The organism is Mesorhizobium sp. C432A (genome assembly GCF_030323145.1).
Classification (GTDB): Bacteria; Pseudomonadota; Alphaproteobacteria; order Rhizobiales; family Rhizobiaceae; genus Mesorhizobium.
Genome location: NZ_CP100470.1, coordinates 652,386 through 673,852, shown reverse-complemented (window position 1 = coordinate 673,852; position 21,467 = coordinate 652,386). Strand labels below are relative to the sequence as shown.

Here is a 21,467-nt window from a genome sequence, read left to right as displayed (position 1 = left end):
AAAGGTTTCATGGTATGCGCCTGCCCGACGTTTCAGGAACGCCCGTCATTGGGATATAAAAGCCCAACGACATGTTCTGCGATGGCGAGGCTGGCGGTAAGGCCAGGGCTCTCGATGCCGAACAGATTGACGATCTGACCGCCCCCGTGGTCAGCCGGTCCCTGGATGACGAAGTCGGCGGCCGGCTGGCCCGGACCGGACAGTTTCGGCCTGACGCCGGCATAGGCCGGTTGCAGGGCGCCGTCCGCCAGGCCGGACCAGTAGCGCCTGATTTCGTCGTAGAAGGCAGCGCCTCGTGCGGGATCGACGGTATCGTCGACGCGATCGATCCATTCGACATCCGGGCCAAAGCGCGCGCTCCCCGACATGTCGAGGGTCAGGTGCACGCCGAGGCCGCCATGGACCGGCACCGGATAGATCAGCCGCGAAAAGGGCGAGCGGCCGGAAAGCGCGAAATAATTGCCGCGCGCCAGCCACAGCGGCGGAACACGGTCTTGCGGGAGGCCTTCGATGCGGCCGGCGAGCGCCTGCGCGTCGAGGCCGGCGGCGTTGATGAAGGCGCCGGTCTTCAAGGTGAAACCCTCGCCATCGGCGTCGCGTGTATTAATCCGGATGCCATCGGCTTCGATGCTCGCGCCTGAGACACCGGTGAGCAAGGCGAAAGATGCGCCGGCCGCTTCCGCGTCACCACGCAATGACAGCATCAGCGCCTGGTTGTCGACGATGCCGGTCGACGGCGACAGCAGCGCGCCGGCGCAGCTCAGCGCCGGTTCCAGGCTTTCGGCCTCTGCGCGCGTCAAAAGCGTGAGGTCACCGACTCCGCATTGCGCCGCGTTGATCTGGATCGCCTGCAGTTTGTCCAACTGGTCGGGTTCGACGGCAACGATCAGTTTGCCGGTGCGATGATGGGCGACGTCGTGCTCGCGGCAATAGGCATAGAGACGCTCGCGGCCGTTGACGCAGAGACGGGCCTTCAGGCTGCCCGGCGTATAATGAAGCCCGGCATGGATGACTTCCGAATTGCGCGAACTGGTGCCGGTGCCGATGGCTGCGGCCTTCTCGACCACCAGCACCTCGCGGCCCGACAGCGCCAGCGCGCGGGCAATGGCGAGGCCGACAACACCGGCTCCGGCGACAACGCAGTCGACATCATGCATGGGTGGACTTTAGCGCGGACTGTCCGCGCCTGCAAAAACCTTGTCGCCGCCGATCCAGACGCCGTTGACGTCGAGGGCGTCCGACAGAGCGACGATATCGGCAGCCGTGCCATTGGCGAAGCGGCCGAGCCGGTGGGCCTGGCCGACCGCCTGCGCCGGATAGAGCGAGGCCATGCGCAACGCTTCCGACAGGTCCAGCCCGACGATCCTGTGCATGTAGCGGACGGCCGAGATCATATCGAGATCGGCGCCGGCCAGCGTGCCGTCGGCCAGCCGCAGACTGCCATCCTTGCGATAGATGATGCGGCCGTTGAGGGTGAACGACGTCATGGCGGTGCCGATCGTCGCCATGGCGTCGGTGACCAGCACGATCCTGCCCGGCCCCTGCTTGGCGCGCAGCGCGATTGCCATGGTGGCGGGATCGACATGGATGCCGTCGGCGATGATCCCGGCCGACAGACTGCCTATGTCGATGGCCGCACCCGCCAGCCCCGGCTCACGGTTGCCGATCTGGCTCATGGCGTTGAACAGATGTGTGACCACGCTGGCGCCGGCATCGGCAAAGGCTCTGGCCGTGGCGTAGCCGGTGTCGGAATGGCCGAGGCTGACAATCACACCGGCCTTGGCCAAGGCCGCAACGCGGGCAGGCTCGACGGATTCAGGCGCTATCGTCGTCAGCAGCACCGGCAGGTTTTTGCGTGCCGCGACCAGCGCCGCTTCATCCGCATCCGTCATCGGCCGGATCAGCGCCGGTTCATGCGCGCCCTTGCGGGCGACGGAGAGATGCGGCCCTTCGAGATGCAGGCCGAGAAATCCCGGCAGTTTTTGCCGTGCCGCCCCGGTGCCGGCGGCAATGGCCGCGGCGGTGATGTCAGGCGTATCTGTGATCAGCGTCGGCAGCAGTGCGGTCGTGCCGAACGGCGCATGCGCCCGGCAGATTGTTGCCAGCGAGGCGACATCGGGATGGTCGTTGAGCATGACGCCGCCGCCGCCATTGACCTGCAGGTCGACAAAACCCGGCACCAGCATGCCGCCCCCGGCGTCGATGCGGGCAACGCCCGACGGAATGGCGCCGACGGGATGAATGCCTTCGACCACATCGCCGTGCACGACAAGGGCGGCGTTGTCATGCCAGTCGTCGCCATCGAAAATTCGGGCGCCAGTCAGGGCAAAACGGTCGCTCATACGGTTTCCGTCACCTTGCGCAGATTGCGCGGTACATCCGGATCGAGGCCGCGATGGCGGGCGAAGGCTTCGACGAAGCCGTAGAAGGAGACGATCAGCGTCAGCGGGTCGGTCAAGGGATGACCGGTGGCGACATGCGGCAGCCGCGCCGCGCTCTTGGCTTTGTCCGAGGTTACAAAAACGGCTGCACCCTTGCCGGCAAGGTTGTCGGCAGCCTCTGCCACGGACGGCTCGGAGGCATCGCGGGCGGCGAGCGCCAGCACCGGGAAGCCTGGCCCGACCAGGGCCAGCGGGCCGTGCATGACTTCGGCGGCGCTATAGGCCTCTGCATGCATGCCGCAGGTCTCCTTGAATTTCAGCGCCGCCTCGTCGGCCATCGCCGCCGACGGGCCACGTCCTAGGATAAACAGCGATTGCGGCGTCTCCAATGCGCCGGCCAGCGCCATCCAGTCGCAGGCGATCGCCTTGCTGAAATGCTCGGGCAGGCGGGCAAGGGCGGCCAGCAGTCTGTCGTCGCCGGTGCAATGCGCCATCAGCGCCAGGCCGGCGACCGCCGAATTGACGAATGTCTTGGTCGCCGCGACGCTGCGCTCGGGGCCGGCCAGAATGTCGATGGCAAAATCCGAAGCCCGCGCCAGCGGCGAATCGGCGGTGTTGGTGATGGCGACGGTGAGCGCACCGCCGGCTCGTGCCGTCTCGGCCATGGCGACGATATCAGGGCTTTTGCCGGATTGCGAGATGGCGAGGCAAGCCGAACCGGCGAGCTTGAGCTTGGCGCCGTAGATCGAGGCGACCGATGGACCGACCGAAGCGACGGCCAGGCCGGCGGTCAGTTCGACGGCATATTTCATGAAGGTGGCGGCATGGTCGGACGAACCGCGCGCGACGGTAACGACGAAGCTCGGATCGCGCTCGCGAATGCCGCGTCCGGCCTCGGTCAGCACCGCCGCCGAGCCATCGAGCAGACGCGCGACGGCTTGCGGAATTTCGTCGATCTCGCGCCGCATATGGGTGGTCTTGGGGATCATGGTCGGCCCTCTTCGCTCGGCCCTGTCAGGCGCAATTCGGCGACGAAATCATAGGCATCGCCGCGGTAGATGGAGCGGGTGAACTCGATCACCTTGCCGCTCGCGAGATAGGAAATGCGTTCGATGTGCAGGCCGGCAATGCCGGATGGCACTTCGAGCAGACGCGCATCGGCGTCGCCGAGATTGGCGGCGGAAATGCGCTGCACCGCCCGCACCGGCCGGTTGCCGGTCAGTTGCAGCGCCGCATAGAGTGACGAGCCTATCCCGGCCGGATCCGGCAGCACGCTGGCCGACAACGAGGCGCGTTCGATGGCCAGCGGCGTGTCGTTTGCGATGCGCAGGCGCGCCACGCGCGCCACCAACTCGTTCGAGGACAGGCCGAGCACCATCATCTCGTCGGGCGAGGGCGGGTAGAGGTCGCGGTCGAGCCAGGCTGAACGCACCGCCATGCCGCGCCTTGCCATGTCCTCGGTGAATGAAGTGAGCCTGGACAGCGACTGCTCGACGCGCTCCATGCGCGGCGCGACGAAGGTGCCGGAGCCGTGGCGCTGCACGAGGATGCCGCCCTTGACCAGATCCTGCACCGCCTTGCGCACGGTGACGCGCGAAATGTCGGCCTTGGTGGCGATGTCGCGCTCGGAAGGCAGCGCATCGCCCGGCCCGATCAGGCCGCGATTGACGGCGTCCTCGATGCTTTTCCTGAGCTGCAGGTAGAGCGGGGCGCCGCTCTGCGACGACTGCCTCAGCGTGGCGAAGATCTGGTCGGCGGCATCGCTCATCGCGTCGCCTCCGCTTTGACGAAGATGCGGGCCGCCATCTGCACGGCGCCGCCCAGCGCATCGTCGAGCGGCGCTTTCAGCAGCGCCTGGTAGCGCTGGGAAAGGCGCGGCCCATAGAGCGGCGCCAGCCCGCCGAGCAGGCAGAGCGGGGCGTCATCAGAGAGGTCGAGCGCGTGGAGCGACGCCTCGACATCGGCAACCGACTTGTCCACGATCCAGTTGGCGACGCTGTCGCCCTTCTCGGCATGCTCGAAAACCTTGGGCGCGAAGCCGCCGAAATCGCCGGGCTTGGCATTGGTGGTGAACTCGACCACGTCTTCGGGATTGTTGCGGAAAATGGCCATCATGCTGTCGGTCAGGGCTGAGCGCGGCCGGACGCCGTCATGGGCGAGCAGCGTCTGCTCCAGCAGGTCGCGGCCGATCCGGGCGCCGCTGCCTTGATCACCGACCTGAAAGCCCCAGCCGCCGATGGCGCGCGACGTGCCGCCCTTGCGCGCCATATAGGCGGTGCCGGTGCCGAGGATGGCCATGGCGCCGTCACCAGAGCCGACTGCCCCTTCGAGCGCGATCTCGGCGTCCGTCTCGACGCGGCTGATGCTGAACGGCAGGATTGCTTCAAGCTGCTGGCGGTAGGTGCCGACATTGGCGCCGGCAAGGCCGAGAATGGCTGGTGTCTGCGGGATCAGGTCCGGATCTTGCCCGGCGGCGATGAAGGCCTGACGAGCAGCCTCGACGATGTGGGTGCGAGCGCCGGTGAGATCGGTGCGGATGTTGGCGGCGCCGCTTTTGGCACGGCCAACGACAACGCCATCGCCTGTCGCAAGGGCTGCCCTGCAGCTGGTGCCGCCGCCGTCGATACCGAGCACGAATTTCACGCGATGTCTCCTCCGGGCGGATAATACCAATAAAATACCAATAGCCAAGGGATTAATTTCCGTTTCAAAAAGATTAAGGCGTATCAGGTTGAAAACCCGGGAATTTCGCCGGCTCAACGCTTTCCAGTTCGCAATTTCGTTAATGCGTGTGGACAAGTGGTATTTTTTTGGTATTGTTCTTCCATCGGAGGGACAGGGATGGCCGAACCGCGCACCGAAGCGCTTCACAGCAATGCCGAGGGACTGGACATCCAGGCCCCGGACGCCATCCTTTCTTCTTTGGTCAATGCGCAGATCGAGGCCGCCAAGGCTGTGCGCGACGCCATTCCCGCCATCGCCGCCGCAGCCGAAATCATCGCCGGGCGGCTGAACGGCGGCGGCAAGCTCGCCTATGCTGCGGCCGGCAGCTCCGGCCTGATGGCGCTGGCCGACGCGCTGGAGTTGCCCGGCACCTTCGGCATCAAGCGCGAACGCATCGCCATCCTCATCGCCGGTGGCGACGACGCTTTCAAGACCCTGGCCGGCGGACCGGAAGACGACACCGACGAAGCCTCGACGGCAATTGCCGGCGCCGGCATCGGCAAGGGCGACTGCCTGATCGCGATTTCGGCCAGCGGCTCGACGCCCTATGCGGTGCAGGCGCTGAAGGATGCGCGCAGCCGGGGCGCGGCAACCATCGCCATTGCCAACAACAAGGACACGCCCCTGCTCAGGCTGGCCGACGTCGCCATCCTGCTCGAGACGCCACCGGAGGTGATTGCCGGCTCGACGCGCATGGGCGCCGGCACTGCCCAGAAGATCGCGCTCAACATGCTGTCGACGCTTACCGCCATTCATCTCGGCCATGTCCATGACGGCTACATGGTCAATCTCACCGCCGACAACATCAAGCTGCGCGACCGCGCGGCTCGCATCGTCGCCGCTATCAGCGGACGCGACCGGCAAGACGCCGTGCGGCTGCTCGAAGCGAGCGGCGGCGTCGTCAAGACAGCCATTCTGCTCGCCGCCGGCGCTGCCAACTCCGTTGCGGCCGAGAAGATACTGGAAGGGACCGGCCAGAAGCTGCGGCCAGCCCTTTCCGCGATCGAGGGGAACAAGGGCGCGAAGGCCCCTGTTCTCAAAACCGAACCTGAAAAAGGTCAACAGGGAGACTAGCATGACAACGAAATTACTGACGGCACTGCTTCTCGGCACCAGCATTCTCGGCACCGCCGGGTTGGCTCACGCCGATGACGTAACGCTCAATATCGAAAGCTGGCGCGGCGACGACCTTGCCATCTGGAAGGACAAGCTGATCCCGGCTTTTGAGGCCAAGAACCCGGGCATCAAAGTGGTGTTCGCACCGTCGGCGCCGACCGAGTATGACGCCGCACTCGGCGCCAAGCTCGCCGCCGGCTCGGCTGGCGACCTGATCACCTGCCGCCCGTTCGACAAGTCGCTCGAACTGTTCAAGAAGGGCAACCTTGCCGACCTGTCGGCGCTGCCCGGCATGGAAAACTTTTCGCCCGTTGCCAAGGCCGCCTGGCAGACCGACGACGGCAAGGCGAGCTTCTGCGTGCCGATGGCCTCGGTCATTCACGGCTTCATCTACAACAAGGACGCCTTCGACAAGCTCGGCCTCAAGGTGCCGACGACGCGTGACGAGTTCTTCGCCGCGCTCGACAAGATCAAGGCCGACGGCACCTACATCCCGATGGCCATGGGCACCAAGGACCTCTGGGAAGCCGCGACCATGGGCTATCAGAACATCGGTCCGAACTACTGGAAGGGCGAAGAGGGCCGCGCAGCGCTGATCAAGGGCGACCAGAAGCTGACCGACAAGGACTGGGTTGCTCCCTATGAGGAACTGGCCAAGTGGAAGCCTTATCTCGGCGACGGCTTCGAGGCCCAGACCTATCCGGACAGCCAGAACCTGTTCACGCTTGGCCGCGCCGCCATCTACCCGGCGGGATCGTGGGAGATCGGCCTGTTCAACACCCAGGCGCAGTTCAAGATGGGCGCCTTCCCGCCGCCGGTCGAGAAGGCCGGCGACACCTGCTACATCTCCGACCATACCGATATCGGCATGGGCCTGAATGCGGCGTCGAAGAATGCCGACGCGGCCAAGACCTTCCTGTCCTGGGTCGCCTCGCCGGACTTCGCCACCATCTACGCCAACGCACTGCCGGGCTTCTTCAGCCTGAATTCCACCCCGGTGAAGATGGAAGACCCGCTGGCGCAGGAATTCGTCTCCTGGCGCGACAAGTGCAAGTCGACGATCCGCTCGACCTACCAGATCCTGTCGCGCGGCACGCCGAACCTCGAGAACGAAACCTGGGTTGAATCGGCCAACGTCATCAATGGCACCGACACGCCGGAAGCTGCCGCCAAGAAGCTGCAGGACGGCCTCGACAGCTGGTACAAGCCGGGCAAGTAAGAGCTCAGACAACAGACAGGGCCCCAAGTGGACGGCCCTGCGTTTTTCGACAGCATCATCGACTGCGAACGACGGCGCCGCCCCTCATCCGCCTGCCGGCACCTTCTCCCCGTATAGTGACGGGGAGAAGGATCAGCCGAAACGCAGGCGCCCCCTCTCCCCGTCCTTCACGGGGAGAGCGTGAGGGTGAGGGGCAGCGCTGCCGTCGAAGGCATTGCTAAACCTGATCGGCGGGGACCGCACTCATGGCCGCACAAACACGACCGAAACGACCGTTCCGCTGGCATATCGGCGTCTTCCTGGCGCCGGCGCTGCTGGTCTATACGGCGATCATGATCCTGCCGCTGGCCGGCACCTTGCAGCTGTCGCTGTTCCGCAACGTCGAGCAGCATCAGGTGTTCGTTGGCTTCACCAACTTCCGTACGTTGTTCGGCGACCCCAACTGGTCGGTGGGTTTCTGGAACGCGCTGAGGAACAACACCTGGTTCTTCATCATCCACATGGTGGTGCAGAACCCGATCGGCGTGCTTCTGGCCGCACTTCTTTCCAGCCCGAGGCTGAGGTTCGCCGCCTTCTACCGCACCGCGATCTTCGTGCCGACCATCCTGTCCTTCGTCATCGTCGGCTTCGCCTGGAAACTGATCCTGTCGCCGTTATGGGGCGTGGCGCCGCATCTGATGGACCTGGTCGGCTTGAAAAGCCTGTTCACGCCGTGGCTGGGCAAGGAACGATATGCGCTGACCGCGCTCAGCCTGATCTCGGTGTGGCAGTTCGTCGGCATCCCGATGATGCTGATCTATGCAGCCCTTTTGTCGATCCCCGAAGAGGTGATCGAGGCGGCCGAATGTGACGGCATCACCGGCATGTCGCAGTTCTGGAAGATCAAGCTGCCGCTGATCCTGCCGTCGATCGGCATCATCTCGATCCTGACCTTCGTCGGCAATTTCAACGCCTTCGACCTGATCTACACCGCGCAAGGGGCGCTCGCCGGCCCGAACTATTCGACCGACATTCTGGGCACTTTCCTCTACCGCGCCTTCTTCGGCTTTCAGCTGCAGACCGGCGATCCCAATATGGGCGCGGCGATCGCCACGATGATGTTCCTGATCATCCTCGGCGGCGTCTGCGTCTACCTCTTCCTCGTCCAGACGCGCCTGCGTCGCTACCAGTTCTGAGGGGCAGACATGTTACGGCTAAACACCCCCCTCTGCCTTGCCAGGCATCTCCCCCTCAAGGGGGGAGATCAGATGTCATCGTCGCTTTCGCCAATCACCAGCGTTGCAAGGTGGACGGCAAGGTCAACGCTGCCAATCTCTCCCCTTGAGGGGGAGATGTCCGGCAGGACAGAGGGGGGTGCCTTGGTGCCGACCTCAACAGTCATCGCTCGTCAGGAGACCTTCCAATGAGCACCGCCACCCGTTCGCTGCCCCGCACCATCGGCGCCCACGCGATCCTGTTGACCTACACGGCGATCGCGCTGTTTCCGGTGATCCTGGTCATCATGAACTCGTTCAAATCGCGCGCCGGCATCTTCAGCGAGCCGCTGACGCCGCCGACGCCAAAAACCTTCGACCTGATCGGCTACACCACGGTGATCGGCCAGGGCGACTTCATCCATTATTTCCAGAACAGCCTGGTCGTCACCGTCGCCTCGCTGTTCTTCGTGCTTCTGTTCGGCGCGATGGCGGCGTTCGCGCTCTCGGAATACCGCTTCCGCGGCAACACGCTGATGGGGCTTTACCTCGCGCTCGGCATCATGATCCCGATCCGGCTCGGCACCGTCGCCATCCTGCAATTGATGGTGGCGAGCGGGCTGGTCAACACGCTGACGGCGCTGATCCTGGTCTACACCGCGCAAGGCCTGCCGCTGGCGGTCTTCATCCTCTCGGAATTCATGAAGCAGGTGTCCGACGATCTGAAGAATGCCGGCCGCATCGACGGGCTGTCGGAATACACCATCTTCTTCCGGCTGGTGCTGCCGCTGGTGCGGCCCTCGATGGCGACGGTCGCCGTCTTCACCATGATCCCGATCTGGAACGATCTGTGGTTCCCACTGATCCTGGCGCCGTCGGAAGAGACCAAAACGGTGACGCTCGGCGCGCAGCTCTTCCTCGGCCAGTTCGTCACCAACTGGAACGCCATCCTGGCCGCACTCTCGCTGGCGATCATGCCGGTGCTGACCCTCTACGTCATCTTCTCGCGGCAGCTGATCCGCGGCATCACATCCGGAGCCGTCAAGTGAGCGGAGCCCTACAAATCTCTGCTGGAGCCTTCACCCCACCCGGCGCTGCGCGCCGACCTCCCCATCAAGGGGAGGTAAAAGGTCGTGGCTTCATTCACGACCGCCAAAGGGCGACTTTCGGAGAAGCTTCTTTGGCAGTGAGGGTGTTCGCGCCAACGTCCTACCTCCCCTCGATGGGGAGGTCGGCGCGAAGCGCCGGGTGGGGTGACACCCTCTCAGAAGGAACAACTGGAACATCTGGAGTAGTTAGGTGACCTCTAAATCGCCCCTTCGCGTCGTCGTCGCAGGCCTCGGTAATATGGGGCGTAGCCATGCGCTGGCCTACCACACTAATCCGGGCTTCGAGATCGCGGCCCTGATCAACCGCTCCGACGTGCCGTTACCGGACGGGCTGTCGGGCTATGGCATCAGGCGCTCCTTCGACGACGCGTTGCGCGATGAAAAGCCGGATGTCGCCTGCATCGCCACCTATTCCGACAGCCATGCCGACTATGCGGTGAAGGCATTCGAGGCCGGCTGCCACGTCTTCGTCGAGAAGCCGCTCGCAACGACGGTGGCGGACGCCAAGCGCGTCGTCGCGGCGGCCAAGGCCAATGGCAGAAAGCTGGTGATTGGCTATATCCTGCGCCATCACCCGTCCTGGGTCCGGCTGATCGCCGAGGCGCGCAAGCTTGGCGGCCCTTACGTGTTCCGCATGAACCTCAACCAGCAATCGTCGGGCCCGACCTGGCAGACGCACAAGCAGTTGATGCAGACGACGTCGCCGATCGTCGATTGCGGCGTGCACTATCTCGACGTCATGCTGCAGATCACCGACGCCAAGCCGGTCGAGGTGCGCGGCATGGGGCTGCGGCTGACCGAGGAAATCGCGCCGACCATGTACAATTACGGCCATCTGCAGGTGCTGTTCGATGACGGTTCGGTCGGCTGGTACGAAGCTGCCTGGGGACCGATGATTTCGGAAACGGCGTTCTTCGTGAAGGACGTGATGTCGCCCAATGGCTGCGTGTCGATCGTCATGAAGGAAGGTGTGAAGTCGGACGACATCGACACCCACACCAAGACCTCGACCATCCGCCTGCACAGCGCTGCGATGGGTGCGGACGGCAAGTTCGCCAGGCCGGACGAGATGCTGTCGATGGACGGCGAACCCGGCCACCAGGATCTCTGCGACCTCGAACAGGCCTTCGTGCTGAAGGCGATCCGGGAAGACATCGACCTGACCCGCCACATGGACGACGCGGTGAAATCGCTCGCCGTCTGCCTTGCCGCCGATGAGAGCGTGCGCAGCGGCGCCCCAGTTAAGCTCTAGTAGGGCAAACTCTAGAACAAGGACGAAGCCGTGGGCTCGCTGGTAATCGAGAATGTGAAGAAGGCCTTCGGGCCGGTCGAGGTGCTGAAAGGCATCAACCTCGAAGTGACCGACGGCGAATTCGTCGTCTTCGTCGGCCCATCTGGCTGCGGCAAGTCAACCTTGCTCAGGGTCATCGCCGGGCTGGAGGATTCGACCTCCGGCAGGGTGGTGATCGACGGCGCCGATGTCTCGGCCACGCCCCCGGCAAAACGCGGCATCGCCATGGTGTTCCAGACGTACGCGCTCTACCCGCATCTGACGGTGAAGAACAATATGGGCCTCGGCCTCAAGCAGGCCGGCACGCCCGCCCCGGAGATCGAACGCCGCATCGGCGTCGCCTCGTCGATGCTGTCGCTGGAACCGTATCTCGAGCGGCGGCCGGCGGAACTGTCGGGCGGCCAGCGCCAGCGCGTCGCCATCGGCCGCGCCGTGGTGCGTGAGCCAAAACTGTTTCTCTTCGACGAGCCCTTGTCGAACCTCGATGCAGCGCTGCGCGTCAACACGCGGCTCGAGATCGCGCAGCTGCACCGGCGTCTGAAGGCGACGATGATCTACGTCACCCATGACCAGGTCGAGGCGATGACGCTGGCCGACAAGATCGTCGTGCTCAACGCCGGCCAGATCGAGCAGATCGGCGGCCCGATGGAGCTCTACAATTCGCCGGCAAACGAATTTGTCGCCGGCTTCATCGGCTCACCGAAGATGAACTTCATCGACGGCGCGCGGCTGGGCGAGACGGCCAAGACCATTGGCGTGCGGCCGGAGCATCTGACCGTGGATCCAAAATCCGGCGCCTGGAAGGGAACGGTGGTGCATGCCGAACATCTCGGCGCCGACACCAACCTCTATCTCGACTGCGAAAAGGCCGGGCTGATCACGGTCCGCATTTTCGGTGTCTACGACGCCGAGCCAGGTGCGACGCTGTATGCAACGCCGGAGCCGGGTAAGACATACCGGTTTGGGGCGGACGGGAAGACGATCAAGTAATCCTTCGCCGACAGCAACCACGGCGATCACACCGCGCCGAGCAGCACCGCGCCATGGATCGCCGCCTGCCAGCCCAGGGCCGCCCAGCGTATGTCCAGAGGCTCTACAACAAGCGAATGCGGCAGGCTGTCCGCGATGCGCTGCTTGAGCGCCTGGCGGGGATAGGACTTCATGTCGACAATGCCGCCACCGATCAGGATCGTCTGCGGGGAAAACAAAGCGGCTGCCGTTGCGATGGTCACCGCCTGCTGCCAGACGATCTCATCGAGCCATTCGCGCAGCGACGGCGGCTGCCCGGTTGCCGAAAACAGCTCGGCAACCGGGATATCGTAGTCCGCGGCAAGGTCGACAAGCGTTGCCCCTGAGGCGTAGGTCTCGACGCGGTTTGGCGGTCCGCTTTCGTCGGGCCGGTAGATCGGCATGTGGCCGATCTCGAGCGCCCAGCCGCCACCCCTGAAAATGCCGTCCTTGCCGAGATAGGCCGCACCGATGCCGGTGCCGAGATAGACCGCCAGCACCTCCTTTTGCCGCTTCACCGCGCCGGCAACGCTTTCACCGAGCAATTGCAGCACGACGTCGCGTTCGAGCCGCACGGGAACGCGGAGCCGCGATGCCAGTTCCGTACCCAGCCGGATGCCGTTCAGCTCGGGAATGTTGGCCGTGTGCAGCACCGTGTCGAAGTCGCGGTCGATGAACCCAGGCACCGTCGCAACGACCCGTGCAGGTTTGAGCCCGGCATCGCGGCAGGCTGCGGTGACCGCATCGGCCAACCCCGCCACAGGCGCGCCCTTGCGCAGTTGCGCGGTCGGGTAGGTGCGGGCAAAATCCACCGGGATGCCGTGGTCGGCAAAGCCAACCTTGACCGACGTGCCGCCGATCTCGACCACGGCGATCGTGTCGTCCATCGTTTGATGCGTCATGCGAGCGGTTCCAGGAATTCCGAAAGACAGGCGCGGAATTCCAGCCGGTAGGCGGCGCGATCCTGCGATTTGGCTGTGATGGTGCAAAGCCGGGCCGACGGAATGAGTCCGGCCAGCGTCTGTGCGTCGGCCAGGCGATGGACGAGGTCATGGTCATGGCCGATGACAAGAGTCGGCACCGCGATAGCGCGGATGTCCGCCTCGCTCACGCCGGGACCATCGCCGGCGATCGCCGAAAGCAGCCTACCGAACAGAACCGGGTCCGGGCGATTGAAGAAGCCTTGCAGGCTGGCGAGATTGTCCGGCGCCAGCCTCGCTAGCTCTGCGGCAACTGCGCTGTCATCGAACAGACGCCTGGCGTCAGGCGAATGGCGCATCAGGAGATCGCCGACCACGGCATAGGGCCTCATATTTTCCGGAGCCGCCTGGGCTACCCAGGCGGGCCGGGCGAGCACCAAAGCGCGCACACGGGCCGGCCTGTGCACTGCCAGGCGCAGCGCCAGCGCCGCGCCCATCGAGATGCCGCCGACGACGGCCGAGCCGATGCCGAGAGCGTCGGCCAGCGCTTCGACGTCTTCGGGCAAACGTCGCAACCGAAAGCCGCTCGACCGGCCCGTAGCTGGATCCGCCCTGGCCCCGGCATTCGAGCGTCACCCGCCGGGTCACCGGCAGATCGGGAAACACGTCGGCGACCTGCGCGTCGTCGCCGCCTAGGCCGTGCTGAAAGATGACGGGAAGCCCGGCGCCGACGTCCCGGTAGGCAAGATCGACGCCATCGCGGCTGAAGGTCTCTTTCACGCGCGCTCGCTTCCTTCCAGTACGGTGCGCAGAAAGGCGCCGACACCTGGCGCCTCGGCCTCTGTCAGGCCATGTGTGATCAAGGGGCCGTCGAACCCGGCAGCCTTCAGGCGGCCGATGAAATGCGGGAAGTCGACCACGCCCTTTCCGGCTGCGGCAAAACTGCCATCGGCATGGCGGTCCTTGGCATGGGCCATGCCGATCTCGGCGGCCAGCAGATCGATGGCTTCGTCGATGAGGCGATGACGCTCCGCGCTGTCGGCCACTTCGAACAGATTGGCCGGGTCGAGCACGATGCGCAGCCGCGTGCTGTTCATTTCGTCCAGCAGGCGGCGTGCGGCCCGGGCGCTGGAGAGGACATTGGCCAGTTCCGGTTCGATGCCAAGCTCGATGTCGAAGCGCTCGGCAATCGCGATCGCCGCTTCCATCTCCGTCCGCAGATCGCTCCACGCCGCCTCGCTTGCATTGTCGGGATGCCAGCGCCACTGATCCTGCGCATCCCTTGTGCCGGTGCACAGCGTGATCAGTCGCGTGCCCATATCGGCGCATGACGCGGCCAGTACCTCAAGCCGGGCGAGTCCCTGGATGCGAACCGTGCGATCCGGGTGGATCATGTTGTAGGTTCCCGAAACCGCCGCGATCGAAACGCCGGCCTCGCCGCTCGCCTCAGCGACGGACCGGACCGCGTCGCGTTCGATGCTGTCCGGCATCGGCGGCAGGCCAAGGCACGCCATGTTGAACTGCGCCGCCCTATAGCCGGCATCCGCGACCGCGCGCAGCACCGGCGAGGCGCCGGTGGTGGCGAAGGTCCTGGCGAAAATCCCAAGCTGCATCACGCGACCCCGTCGACATCGGCCAGACGGACGGCGCGGCCGCCGGCAGCGGCCGAGCGGGCGATGGCCGCCATGCCCCTGACCGAGGCGATGCCGTCCTCGATGCCGGCGCCGATCATGGGCGCGCCATTCAGCACGACATCGGCAAAGCCTTCGAGCTGCCGGCGATAGAAGTGGCCATCCGCGCCAAGCGTCCGGTGCCAACTGCCATCGGCCTCGCGGAAAATGTCGACCTCGCTGCTCTTGTAGTACCAGGGGTTATACGTCTTAGCGAGAACGCTGCCGTTCTGGCCGTAGATCTGGAACCCTTCGTGCCAGTCCATGCGCACGGCGACCGTCAGGTCGAGATGGCCGATCGTGCCGTCGGCGAAGATGGTGGTGACGAACCAGCAATAGGCGCCATAGCGCTCGGTGAGCCGGGCCTCCACCGCCTCGATCGGCCTGTGCAGATGGCGCGCCGTATCAAGGAGATGGCTGCCATGCGCCAGCATGTAGTATTGGCGCAGATCCGCCTTGGGATTGACGGCAGGCTTGCGCGCCTTGGCGCTGGTGATGATCAGCGGTTGCACCGCATCGGTCATCGGGTAGCGGTGGGTGCTGTCGCAGTACCAGCCTTTGAACGCCAGCCGCTCGCCCATTTCGTCGTCGACGAAAGCCTTTGCCGCCTGGATGCCGGGATCGAAGCGCTTCATATGGCCGACCTGAAGCACCTTGCCGCTCTTGTCGAGCGTGGCCCGCAAGCCTTCGACCTCCTCGACCGAAACGCCCAGCGGCTTTTCGCATAGCACATGCTTGCCGGCATCGAGCGCCAGTTCCGCGGCCTTGACGTGAAAAATGTCCGATGTCGCGATGATGACGGCATCGAGGTCGGGATCGGCCAGCATCTGGCCGTAGTCGGCATAGGATTTTTCGGGCGCGTAGGTCGCGGCCATCCTGTCGCGCAGATCGTCGGCGACATCGCAGATGGCATGGAGATCGGCATTGCGTGCCTTGGTGCAGGATTCGAAATGCGCTGCCTGCGCAATCGGACCGCAGCCGAGCACGCCGACACGCAGCCGCTTTTCGTCTTTGCGAGGCATGGAATCTCTCCTGATTAGCGCGCGGCGAGGCCGCGAAGTTGAAATTGCGGATCGCCCGACAAAGCTGCCTGATGCAGCAGACAGGCAGCGCCCAATGCCGGACCGTCGGCCCCGACGCGCGACAGTTCGACCGTAGGAACGGGGTAACCTTCAGCCAGGAACTCCAGCAAAAAAGCTTCCACCTGCTCGGCGACAAAGGGATAGACAGCATTGACGGAGCCGGAGAGGATGATGCGCTCCGGCTGCAAGGTGCAGGCAAGTGTCGCCAGGCCGCGGCCGAACCAGAGCGCCCAGTCGCGCGCGGTGGCAACGGCTGCCGGATCGCCGCCGGCCAGCGCTGCGACAAACTCATCCACGCCGGCGCGCAGTCCGCTTATGTGCAAATAGCGAGCCAGTAAAGCATCCTTGCCGACATAGGATTCCAGTCGGCCCGGGCGCTTCGCGTCGAAGACAAAACCTTCGTCGCCGATGCGCAGATGCCCGATTTCGCCGGCGCCGCCGAGCCGGCCGCGATGCAGCCTGCCGGCATTGATGATGCCGCCGCCAACGCCGTTCTCGATCAGGATGACCAGAGCATCCTCATGGTCCTTGCCCGGCTGCGCCCGGTATGTCTCGGCCACCGCCACGGCATTGGCATCGTTTTCCAAGAGGATTGGAAAGTCCGCGCCAAAGGCAGTGCGCAAAAGCTCCGCCAGATTGACCCCGTGCCAGCCAAGGATGGTGGCATGGTATGAAATCCCGTCGGCGGCGGGGAAGCCGGGCACGGCGACATTGAGCCCGTAGGGGCGCGTGCCCGCAGGCAATTGTGAGCGGATCTCGGCGACGAGTTCCCCGATGATGTCGACCGCGGCTTCGGGCGTGCTACCGGGGCCGGCAAATGCCCTAGAGGCGCTCGCACGCCGCGCGCCGGCAAGGTCGACAGTCACGACTGCGATCCAGTTGACGCCGATATAAGCGCCAAGGAAGAAGCCGCCATTGCCGTCGATCTCGACCAGGATACCGGGACGGCCGACCCGACCCTCGCTATCCTGCTCGTCATCCGCTCCATCCGACCGCTCGCGCGCCAGACCGGCTTCCGTCAGCCCCAGCACCAGGGCGCCGGTGGTCGACCGGGTCAGGCCGAGATCGCGTGCGAGCGCTGCCCGGCTCGACGCGCCGGCACGAAACAGCGCCGCAAGTGCCCGCGTTTCGTTCGGCCGAAGATCGGTCGACACCAGCACGTCGTTCTCCACAATTTGTTTGCTCGACATACTAATAGAATTTCTAGGCGGTTTGAAAGACCCAAGGTTGGGCGCATTGCAATAAATCTTCAGCATCTCCAAGCCCATTGAACCCAAGTTTCAAACGATGATTTGTATCAGAAACTTACAAATTGGCATGGGAAGATGCGATGACGGTTCTAGCGCGTCTCGAACATATCGTGAAGGATTTCGGTGCCGTTCGCGCGCTGGACAATGTCTCGCTCGACATCAATGAGGGCCAGGTTCTCGGCCTGACGGGCGACAATGGCGCCGGCAAATCGACGCTGGTCAAAACCATCGCCGGAAATTTCCAGCCGACGTCAGGCGCCTCCCAAGCCTGTCCTCCGGCCGCATCGGCCGGGGGACATCTCCTCGAAAGAAGGCTTGTCAGTTGCCCGCTTCGCAATCAGAGACTGCTTGCGTCTCTCCAGCAGGCGATCAGATGACCGTCGCCGGCCTGCCTGACGGGTGGTTGCGCCTTTCGGCAATCGGGCAGCGCGACAGGACAGCGGGCGGCAAAGGAGCATCCGGAGGTCTCGGCATCGTGTGCCGCGACGTGGAGCTGAGCCGGAGCCCTCGGCGCCGTCTCATCCGAGGACGCGGCCAGAAGCAGCTTCGTGTAGGGGTGGTTGGGGCCACGGAAAATCTGCTCGGATGATCCCGTCTCGACCAGCCGGCCGCGATAGAGCACGCCGATCCTGTCGGCCATATAGCGCACCACCCTGAGGTCGTGGCTGATGAACAGATAGGTGGTGTCCTTGTCGCGCTGCAGGTCGTTGAGCAAATTGAGCACGGTCGCCTGCACGGAAACGTCGAGCGCAGAGGTCGGCTCGTCCAACACCACGAGCTTCGGCACGCCGGCAAAGGCGCGCGCAATCGCCGCCCGTTGGCGCTGGCCACCAGACAGCGATCTCGGCTTCTGGTCGACGGTCGTAGCGGCAAGACGAACCGAGGCCAGGAGATCGCCGACACGCTGCTTCACCTCGCTGCGGCTAAAGCCGGCGAGCCGCCGCAGCGGACGGCCGAGGATCCTGCCGATCCGCTGGCGCGGATTGAGCGTGCGGTCGGGTGACTGGAACACCATCTGCACGTCGCGCCGTTCGCTCAGGCTTCTTTTCTCGACGCGCGGCGCGACAGTGCTGCCGAACAGCTCGACCGACCCAGCGTCCGGCGTCTGGAGGCCAGTCACGATCCTTGCCAATGTCGACTTGCCGGAGCCGGATTCGCCGATCAGCCCGAACGTCTCGCCCTGGGCTATCTCCAGGTCGATATCGTGCAGGACGGCCTGGGAGCCGAAGGCGTGGCTGATGCCTTTGCAGGCGACGGCGATCGGACGTGCGGCTTCCGGTTGATCGCTGCGGACAGGCTTCGACGGGCCGGTTGTGTGCATCTCGGCCAGCCTGCCGTCGCGCTTGGTGAAGTTGAGCGCCGGGATCGAGGCGATCAGCGCCTTGGTGTAGGCGTGAACAGGGTTCTCGAAGACATCGTTGGCGATGCCGCTTTCGACCACCGTCCCCGACTGCATCACGGCCACCCGATCGCAGGCCCGGCGGACCATGTTGATGTCATGGCTGATCAGCAGAACGCTGGTTTGGTGATCGCGGCGCAAGTCCTGCAGGATGGCGACGATCTCGGACTGGACGCTGGCGTCAAGCGCCGTCGTCGGCTCATCCAGCACCAGCAGCGACGGGTCGAGCGCAATGGCAATCGCGATGTTGGCGCGCTGCTGCATGCCGCCCGACAATTCGTGCGGATAGAGATCGAGCACCCGCTCCGGATTGCTCACCCTGACGCGGCCGAGCAGCTCGGCGGCGCGGGTGCGTGCTTCGTCCTGCCGAACCGGGCGATGCCGCATGATCGTCTCGGTGATCTGCCGGCCAATCGTCATGGCCGGATTGAGCGCCGCACCCGGATGCTGGTAGACGGCCGCGATGCGATCGCCCCTTAGCCGGCGCAGCTGTTCGCCGGAGAGATTGCGGATCTCGCGGCCCTGGAACTCGAGCGCCGACGCGGCGATCCGGGCGTTATTCGGCAGATAGCGCAGAATAGCGAGTGCCACCGAGCTTTTGCCCGAGCCGGACTCGCCGACAAGGCCGAGCGCTTCGCCTTCGCCGATGGTGAGCGACACGCCGTTGACGGCCGGATGCGATCCCCGGCGTTCATCATAGGCGACGGTGAGCTGCTCGACGTTCAGAACCGATGACGACATGTCTTGCTGAAACCACTTTCTTTCGGCGCGGTCTTCGAGGGCAATCGCTTCCGCTTTCGCGCCGCACAATCTCTATAAAATTACTCGAATTAAGCTGGAGCGCAATCTACCTTTCACCGCTCAGGAGAGATTGTCGCAGCCGGTCGAGGCATCGCGACGGTCGCCTGAAGCAGTTCTGCAAGGAGACCGGCATGGCACGCGACCACATGATCCTCAGCGCGTTTTTCTTCAATCCGCAGGGCGATCATCGCATGTCGTGGCGCCATCCGCGCGCGCCGGGCCGCGAAGTGCTCGACTTCGACTTCTACCGCGATCTCGTCCAGTCTGCCGAGCGCGCCAGGATCGATACGATCTTCGTCGCCGACCATGTCGCGATCTGGGATTCCGTACAGAGCGGCGTAGCCCATTACGCCAATGCCCGCCTGGAACCGCTGACGCTGTTGTCGGCGCTTGCCGGCGTGACCAGGCATATCGGCCTCATCACCACCGCCTCGAGCTCCTACAGCGAGCCCTACAATGTCGCCCGCATGTTTGCCTCGCTCGACCATATCAGCAAGGGCAGGGCGTCTTGGAATGTGGTGACGTCGGCCATGGACGAGGAGGCCCGCAATTTCGGCCGCGACGGCAATATCGAGCACGCCTTTCGCTATGAGCGCGCCACCGAATTCCTCGATATCGTCAAGGCACTGTGGGACAGCTGGGAAGACGAAGCCCTGCTTATCGACAAGGCATCGGGCTATTTCGCCGATCCCGACAAGGTCCATGCGATCAACCACAAGGGTCCGCACTTCAAGGTGCGCGGACCGCTCAATGTCTCGCGCCCGCCGCAGGGCCATCCGCTGATCGTCCAGGCCGGCTCGTCCGAAGACGGCAAGAATTTCGCTACCGCGCACGCCGATGCGCACTTTGCCATCTACAGCACCAAGGAAGACGGCACCAAATATAGGCAGGACATCGACGAGCGCCTCGCCCGTTATGGCCGCAAGCCCGAGAGCTTCAAGATTCTGCCGGGCATCCTGCCGATCGTCGCAGCTTCCGAAGCGGAGGGACGCGAGCGGCAGGAGTATCTGCAGAGCTTGCTTCCCGATCGGGTCGGCATCGACCTTCTCTCGAGCTGGAGCGGCGTCGATCTCTCCGTATATCCGCCGGACGGCCCGCTGCCGCCGCTGCCGGACGAGAGCACCTTCAATGGCGGCCGCACCTCGCTCAATCGCGTCAAGGAATGGTCGAAGCAGAACCTCACTCTGCGCGAGATCGCTCGCAAGCTCGCCAACAGCGGTTCGGTGCCGACCGTCGTCGGCACGCCCAACCAGATCGCCGATCAGCTGCAGGACTGGTTCGAGGCAGGTGCCGCCGACGGCTTCAACCTGATGTTCCCGCTGCTCCCGGAGGATTGGGTGAATTTTGCCGAGCAGGTCGTGCCGGAACTGCAGCGCCGCGGCGTATTCCCCACCGAATATGCGCCGGGGACGCTGCGTGACCGTTTCGGCCTGGCTCGGCCGGCCAACCGCTTCGCCGAACAGCGCGACAATGTGCGCGCCGTATCCTGACTTGGGGCAACTGATATGACCGCAGCGCCAAAACTTCAGCCCCGCGAAGCCACGGCTCCGCAGCTCATCAATGTTCTGCACAGCCCCAAGCGCATTCGGGTCAAATTCGCCGGCCGCACCATCGCCGACAGCCGCAACGTCCTGGTGCTGCGCTCCAACCATTTTCTGCCGATCTATTTCTTCCCGGCCTCCTCGGTGGACCGCTCGCTCTTGGAGCCGTCCGAGCATCGCCAGCCGCATCCAGTCGGCGGCGAAACCACCTATTGGGACCTGGAGACGGGATCGAAAGCTTCTCCCAATGCGGCCTGGTCGCTTGTCGCGCCGCCGGATGAAAGCCTGTCGCCACTGGCCGGCCGCATCGCCTTCACCTGGAAAGCGGTCGACCAATGGTTCGAGGAGGAGGAAGAAGTCTTCGTCCACGCCCGCGATCCATACGCACGCATCGATGTGCTGCAGAGTTCAAGCCACGTCCAGATCTGGTTCGACGGCGAACTGATCGCCGACAGCCATCGCCCGGTGCTTCTGTTCGAAACGCATCTGCCGACGCGTTTCTATTTGCACCCGGACGATGTCAGGCTCGACCGGCTGACCGCTTCGGACAGCACGACGCGCTGTCCCTACAAGGGCATCGCCTCCTACTGGTCGGGCCGGCGCGCCGACGGCTCGGTAAGCCCCGATGTCGCCTGGAGCTACCGCGATCCCATTGCCGAAATGCCCAAGATCAGGGGCCTCATCGCCTTTTACCCGCAAGCCGTCGACCGCATCCATCTCGACGGCGAACCAGTCGCTTAAGCCATTCAACAGTCATTTCAGA

General features: G+C 64.5%; 19 protein-coding genes and 1 pseudogene. 9 read left to right on the top strand and 11 right to left on the bottom strand.

What is annotated here, in order from left to right:
* Positions 1 to 32 precede the first annotated feature (32 nt).
* The 5 genes from NLY33_RS03055 to NLY33_RS03035 are packed head-to-tail and all read right to left on the bottom strand — an operon-like array spanning position 33 to position 5,024.
* A complete protein-coding gene (locus NLY33_RS03055; RefSeq protein WP_023707790.1) occupies positions 33 to 1,157 on the bottom strand; it encodes an NAD(P)/FAD-dependent oxidoreductase in 1,125 nt (374 codons plus the stop codon).
* A gap of 9 nt (positions 1,158 to 1,166) precedes the next feature.
* On the bottom strand, positions 1,167 to 2,342 hold the full coding sequence (gene nagA / locus NLY33_RS03050) for an N-acetylglucosamine-6-phosphate deacetylase (protein WP_023684263.1): 1,176 nt from the start codon (positions 2,340 to 2,342) through the stop codon (positions 1,167 to 1,169).
* Positions 2,339 to 3,370 carry an SIS domain-containing protein gene (locus NLY33_RS03045; RefSeq protein WP_023703601.1) on the bottom strand — a complete coding sequence of 344 codons (1,032 nt, stop codon included), beginning with the start codon at positions 3,368 to 3,370 and terminating at the stop codon, positions 2,339 to 2,341. Before NLY33_RS03045 ends, nagA begins: the two co-directional genes overlap by 4 nt.
* Positions 3,367 to 4,149, bottom strand: a complete 783-nt coding sequence (locus NLY33_RS03040) for a GntR family transcriptional regulator (protein ID WP_023668847.1) — start codon at positions 4,147 to 4,149, stop codon at positions 3,367 to 3,369. The genes NLY33_RS03045 and NLY33_RS03040 overlap by 4 nt, the downstream gene beginning before the upstream one ends.
* Entirely contained in the window at positions 4,146 to 5,024 is an 879-nt protein-coding gene (locus NLY33_RS03035; RefSeq protein WP_023703600.1) for a glucosamine kinase nucleotide-binding domain-containing protein, read from the bottom strand. Before NLY33_RS03035 ends, NLY33_RS03040 begins: the two co-directional genes overlap by 4 nt.
* Before the next feature lie 198 nt (positions 5,025 to 5,222).
* Here NLY33_RS03035 and NLY33_RS03030 point away from each other — a divergent pair, with 198 nt between their 5' ends.
* The 6 genes from NLY33_RS03030 (at position 5,223) to NLY33_RS03005 (ending at position 12,023) form a co-directional block, all read left to right on the top strand.
* Positions 5,223 to 6,179: an N-acetylmuramic acid 6-phosphate etherase gene (locus NLY33_RS03030; protein WP_023684261.1), complete on the top strand. Its 957-nt coding sequence runs from the start codon at positions 5,223 to 5,225 to the stop codon at positions 6,177 to 6,179.
* A gap of 1 nt (position 6,180) precedes the next feature.
* A complete protein-coding gene (locus NLY33_RS03025; protein WP_023668844.1) occupies positions 6,181 to 7,440 on the top strand; it encodes an ABC transporter substrate-binding protein in 1,260 nt (419 codons plus the stop codon).
* A gap of 245 nt (positions 7,441 to 7,685) precedes the next feature.
* The gene (locus tag NLY33_RS03020; protein WP_023707791.1) at positions 7,686 to 8,615 is read left to right on the top strand and encodes a carbohydrate ABC transporter permease; all 930 of its coding nucleotides are present in this window, start codon (positions 7,686 to 7,688) and stop codon (positions 8,613 to 8,615) included.
* A 227-nt stretch (positions 8,616 to 8,842) separates the two neighbouring features.
* Complete coding sequence (locus tag NLY33_RS03015) at positions 8,843 to 9,682, top strand: carbohydrate ABC transporter permease (RefSeq protein WP_023668842.1); 840 nt, start codon at positions 8,843 to 8,845, stop codon at positions 9,680 to 9,682.
* A 250-nt stretch (positions 9,683 to 9,932) separates the two neighbouring features.
* Entirely contained in the window at positions 9,933 to 10,994 is a 1,062-nt protein-coding gene (locus tag NLY33_RS03010; RefSeq protein ID WP_023703597.1) for a Gfo/Idh/MocA family protein, read from the top strand.
* Positions 10,995 to 11,024: 30 nt separating this feature from the next.
* On the top strand, positions 11,025 to 12,023 hold the full coding sequence (locus NLY33_RS03005; protein ID WP_023703596.1) for an ABC transporter ATP-binding protein: 999 nt from the start codon (positions 11,025 to 11,027) through the stop codon (positions 12,021 to 12,023).
* Between the two features lie 26 nt (positions 12,024 to 12,049).
* Here NLY33_RS03005 and NLY33_RS03000 read toward each other — a convergent pair whose 3' ends face one another.
* The 5 genes from NLY33_RS03000 to NLY33_RS02980 all read right to left on the bottom strand — a co-directional run bounded on the left by NLY33_RS03000 (position 12,050) and on the right by NLY33_RS02980 (position 16,903).
* Entirely contained in the window at positions 12,050 to 12,943 is an 894-nt protein-coding gene (locus tag NLY33_RS03000) for an ROK family protein (RefSeq protein ID WP_023696938.1), read from the bottom strand.
* A complete protein-coding gene (locus NLY33_RS02995; RefSeq protein ID WP_245261013.1) occupies positions 12,940 to 13,527 on the bottom strand; it encodes an alpha/beta fold hydrolase in 588 nt (195 codons plus the stop codon). The genes NLY33_RS03000 and NLY33_RS02995 overlap by 4 nt, the downstream gene beginning before the upstream one ends.
* Before the next feature lie 210 nt (positions 13,528 to 13,737).
* Positions 13,738 to 14,574: a sugar phosphate isomerase/epimerase family protein gene (locus NLY33_RS02990; RefSeq protein WP_023703594.1), complete on the bottom strand. Its 837-nt coding sequence runs from the start codon at positions 14,572 to 14,574 to the stop codon at positions 13,738 to 13,740.
* Entirely contained in the window at positions 14,574 to 15,653 is a 1,080-nt protein-coding gene (locus NLY33_RS02985; RefSeq protein ID WP_023703593.1) for a Gfo/Idh/MocA family protein, read from the bottom strand. The genes NLY33_RS02990 and NLY33_RS02985 overlap by 1 nt, the downstream gene beginning before the upstream one ends.
* 14 nt (positions 15,654 to 15,667) lie before the next feature.
* Positions 15,668 to 16,903 (bottom strand): ROK family transcriptional regulator, encoded by a 1,236-nt coding sequence (locus NLY33_RS02980; RefSeq protein ID WP_023668835.1) that lies wholly within the window; start codon positions 16,901 to 16,903, stop codon positions 15,668 to 15,670.
* 140 nt (positions 16,904 to 17,043) lie between these two features.
* On the opposite strand from NLY33_RS02980, the pseudogene NLY33_RS02975 reads away from it, so the two are divergent.
* Positions 17,044 to 17,223 (top strand): annotated as a pseudogene (locus NLY33_RS02975) (ATP-binding cassette domain-containing protein); the annotation flags it as partial.
* Positions 17,224 to 17,300: 77 nt separating this feature from the next.
* Here the strand turns inward: NLY33_RS02975 and NLY33_RS02970 are convergent.
* Positions 17,301 to 19,103 (bottom strand): dipeptide ABC transporter ATP-binding protein, encoded by a 1,803-nt coding sequence (locus NLY33_RS02970; RefSeq protein WP_023703592.1) that lies wholly within the window; start codon positions 19,101 to 19,103, stop codon positions 17,301 to 17,303.
* A gap of 191 nt (positions 19,104 to 19,294) precedes the next feature.
* Between NLY33_RS02970 and NLY33_RS02965 the strand changes: the two genes are divergently transcribed.
* Together NLY33_RS02965 and NLY33_RS02960 are read left to right on the top strand one after the other, a co-directional pair.
* A complete protein-coding gene (locus NLY33_RS02965) occupies positions 19,295 to 20,653 on the top strand; it encodes an LLM class flavin-dependent oxidoreductase (RefSeq protein WP_023703591.1) in 1,359 nt (452 codons plus the stop codon).
* Between the two features lie 15 nt (positions 20,654 to 20,668).
* Positions 20,669 to 21,445 carry a DUF427 domain-containing protein gene (locus tag NLY33_RS02960; protein ID WP_023703590.1) on the top strand — a complete coding sequence of 259 codons (777 nt, stop codon included), beginning with the start codon at positions 20,669 to 20,671 and terminating at the stop codon, positions 21,443 to 21,445.
* Positions 21,446 to 21,467: the final 22 nt, after the last annotated feature.